The organism is Nocardia sp. NPDC059236 (assembly GCF_042754085.1).
Lineage (GTDB): Bacteria > Actinomycetota > Actinomycetes > Mycobacteriales > Mycobacteriaceae > Nocardia.
Genome location: NZ_JBHZAF010000056.1, coordinates 1 through 3,473 on the forward strand (window position 1 = coordinate 1; position 3,473 = coordinate 3,473).

Consider the following 3,473-nt stretch of genomic DNA (forward strand, 5'->3'; position numbering starts at 1 on the left):
AACCCGATCAGCGTCTGCCCCGACGACAGCTTGGCGATCTCGCTGTCGTTCGGCGCGGCGACCTTCACGACCACGTCGGCGCTGTACGGATCACCTATCTCCGCACCAGCCTCCACATATGCGGAGTCCGGGATCGACGCTCCCAAGCCCGCCTCTGACTCGACAACAACGGCCACCCCTTGTTGCACAAGGCTCGGGATGGCTTTGGGCACCAAGGCAACTCGGCGTTCTCCGGCATCGATCTCACGAACGACGCCGACTCTCGTCCGGCTCGGAGTGCCGTCTCCAGCACTCTTCACTGTCTCCACTCGTTCAGGTCCTCACTGGTAATCACGGCCAGGCACCACCCCGGTTGGGCCAGATACTTCAGGACGCTGTGCGGCTTCGGATGTACCGAAATGAAACAGCCTGTACAACGACCTGCTCGCGTCTGGTGGAGCGGCATCCCAAGAGTTATTGTATTGAATACTCACTCTATTAATAGCGTGTCGTCACCACCACGCGGAAACCAGGAGGAACTGATGTCGGAGCGAGTCACCATCGACATTGTCGATGGGGTCGCGGACGTCCGGCTGAACCGACCCAACAAGCGAAACGCCCTGGATCTGGCAATGTTCGGCGGACTGGTTCGCGCCGGAGACGATCTCAAACGGCAACGCGGACTCCGCGCGGTCGTGCTCTCCGGAGAGGGACAGGACTTCTGCGCCGGACTCGACTTCCGGGTCTTCGAGTCGATGCGTGACGACGAGGGATGGGCAGGAGCGATCGAGCTTCCGCCGGGGTCGGGACCTGCCAAGGCGGCCGGCCAGCGAGCCGCACACATCTGGACCGAGCTTCCGGTGCCCGTTATCGCCGCAATCAGCGGTCATGCACTCGGAGGCGGATTGCAGATCGCCCTCGGCGCGGACATCCGGATGGTGGCGCCCGATGCGAAATTGTCCGTCATGGAGATCAAGTGGGGTCTTGTACCGGACATGACGGGAACCCAGCTGCTGCCCGAGCTGGTCGGGCGCGATGTGGCCAAGGAGCTCACGTTCTCCGGGCGGATACTCAGTGGCACCGAGGCATTCGAGCTCGGCCTCGCCACCCGGGTCTGCGCCGATCCGCGCGGATCGGCGCTCGAGCTTGCGCATTCGATCGCCGATCGCAATCCCGAAGCGATCACCGCCGCCAAACGTCTGCTGGATCTGGCTGGCAGGGTTGATCTCGAAACCGGTTTCGCCGCAGAACAGGCCGAGATCGGCGCGCTGGTTGGCAGCGCGAATCAGGTCGAGGCGGTCAACGCGGAGTTCGAAGCACGCCGTCCGCGGTTCGCCGATCGGACCGAACACACCAGGTAGGACGAGCCGCACCGGAACCCGTGTAGCGGCTCACAGGAAGTGAGAGGGCAGTCGAAATGACCGCAGAACTTGTCGAATACGAGCGGTCACCGATGGGTAGTGGAGCGCCCAGTGGTCACAGAACCCGAGCCTGGCGTGATTTCCGTCGGCGATGCGCCCTGACCGCGGCCACCGAGGTGTTCGTCGCGCGGGGCTACCACGCCGCCACCATGTCGGAGATCGCCGAACGCGCTGGATTCAGCAAACCTGTTCTGTACAAACAGTTTTCGAGCAAGCTCGAACTGTACTTGGCGGTGTTGCAGCAACATATCGACACTCTCACCGAGAACGTGCGTCACGCGCTGCACTCCGCTGCCCCGAGCCGGGACCGCGTCCACACCGCGGTGAAGGCGTACTTCGACTTCATCGACAGCGAAGCTCAGGGCTTCCGGCTGGTTTTCGACTCCGACGCTTTGGCCGAACCCTCGGTGCAGTGGCGATTGGGACGGGCCGCCGACGCGTGCGTCGAGGCGATCACCGGGGCGATCGCGCAGGATGCCGCGATGAACACCACGCAGGCGCGCCTGCTGGCCGCAGGGCTCGTCGGAGCCAGCCAGTTCGCGGCGCGGTACTGGCTCGACACCGGCCGGACCAGCTCGAAAGCCGATGCCGTCGAGTCCGTAGTCGCTCTCTGCTGGGGTGGCCTGTCTCGGATCCCGCTGAGCCGGATCGAGCCGATCACCCTCCCGCCTGAAGGGGATTGACGCGTTGGTTACCGCCGGACAACTTCGGCGCTCGGCGAGAACACGCGGGTCGCAGCCGAAAAGGCGTGCAGCCGCTCCGCGAGTCTGGTGGAGGGCATCGCACTTCCGCGACGTCCTCGCGCGATGATCCGAAGGCAGTTGGCTACATGCCTGCTGTCTGTGGGCCACGAATCAACCGGGCGAGGCCACAGCGTCAGCGGACAAACCGCTGACGCTGTGCACCGAACACGGACTCACACAGCTGATCGCCGACGCCGGGCCACAGATAGCCACAGTTGTTGAAGCGGGTCGGTGAAGACTGGCGGCTGCTGAACAAGCAGGTGTCGGATCCCGAGCTCCGCAAGTCCCTCACGCCCGATTACAAAGCCGGATGTAAGCGACTCCTCCTCTCCAGCGACTACTACCCCGCAGTCGCAAGCTCCAACGTCGACGGAAGTGGCCGCGAAGCTGGACCAGCGTGGACGCTATGTCACTGCAACGGGATGTCCGCAGTCAGCCGGTCGACGAGAAAGGCGAGGATCTCGTCGCGGGCGGCGGCGGTCGGCTCCCCCGCCGTATCGATCAGATGCGCGGTGACCACACTGTGCGGGCAGCCGACGATCTGCGAGAAGAACGGCGGCGGAGAGGGATTCGCCGCGTCGGCGGGCAGCACTCGCGGCTCGAAACGCGGACCCAGCGCTGCGGAGTAGGCGGCGAAGCGCTGCGCGGTGCAGAAGCGGTCGCCCTCGAAGCGATAGGCGCGCACCACGAGATCATCGCGATCGAGTCGCTCCCGCACGGCCGCGAGCTCACCGGGCGAAATCTCTAGTCCACCAGGCTCATCCAGTGGCAGCGACGGCTGGCACAGCACCGGCGCCAGCATCGCGGGCTCGAGCATCATGGTGAGCGCGAAATTCCCGGTGAAGCACATACCCAGCGCGCCGACGCCGAGACCGCCGCATTCGCGATGGGCCAGGGCTGCCAGCGCACGCAGCCACACCGCGACCGGGCTGGACTTGCCCGCGCCGAAGGCCCGGAATTCCGCGCTGACACAGGCGCGTTTGAAGACTTCCACGCCGGCCTCGGCCTCCGGATAGGCACCGTCGCGGCCGAACAGTGACGGCAGGTAGACGGTCAGCCCAGCGTCGCGCACCCAGCGGGCGAAGCGAGCCACATCGGGACTGATGCCGGGCATTTCCGCCATGACGATGACCGCCGGTCCGTTCCCGCTGACGTACACCGTGCGGGCTACTCCGTCGAGCGTGATCGACCGGGGTGCGAAATCGGCGAGGTCGTCGTCGAGAGGATCCTGCGGGAGAGATTGCTGCACACCCAAACCCTGCCGCAGCAGGTCAGAACACCACCATTGGCAAGATCGCCACCCTTCGGTCTAATCTCGCCACATGATTAC

3 protein-coding genes and 1 pseudogene are annotated in these 3,473 nt (G+C 65.0%); 2 read left to right on the plus strand and 2 right to left on the minus strand.

The window, feature by feature from the left end; genetic code table 11:
• Positions 1-308 (minus strand): annotated as a pseudogene (locus tag ACFXIV_RS47690) (NAD(P)(+) transhydrogenase (Re/Si-specific) subunit alpha); the annotation flags it as partial.
• A gap of 153 nt (positions 309-461) precedes the next feature.
• On the opposite strand from ACFXIV_RS47690, the gene ACFXIV_RS47695 reads away from it, so the two are divergent.
• Both ACFXIV_RS47695 and ACFXIV_RS47700 read left to right on the plus strand, forming a co-directional pair.
• Positions 462-1,340, plus strand: a complete 879-nt coding sequence (locus ACFXIV_RS47695; RefSeq protein ID WP_379421512.1) for a crotonase/enoyl-CoA hydratase family protein — start codon at positions 462-464, stop codon at positions 1,338-1,340.
• Positions 1,341-1,396: 56 nt separating this feature from the next.
• Entirely contained in the window at positions 1,397-2,083 is a 687-nt protein-coding gene (locus ACFXIV_RS47700) for a TetR/AcrR family transcriptional regulator (RefSeq protein ID WP_379405825.1), read from the plus strand.
• A 469-nt stretch (positions 2,084-2,552) separates the two neighbouring features.
• Here ACFXIV_RS47700 and ACFXIV_RS47705 read toward each other — a convergent pair whose 3' ends face one another.
• Positions 2,553-3,392, minus strand: coding sequence for a dienelactone hydrolase family protein (locus tag ACFXIV_RS47705; RefSeq protein ID WP_379421513.1), 840 nt, complete (start codon positions 3,390-3,392; stop codon positions 2,553-2,555).
• Positions 3,393-3,473: the final 81 nt, after the last annotated feature.

What these genes read in the sequence shown, in the direction of transcription:
- ACFXIV_RS47700 (WP_379405825.1), top strand. Translation starts at nt 1,397, where the DNA reads ATGACCGCAGAACTTGTCGAATACGAGCGGTCACCGATGGGTAGTGGA.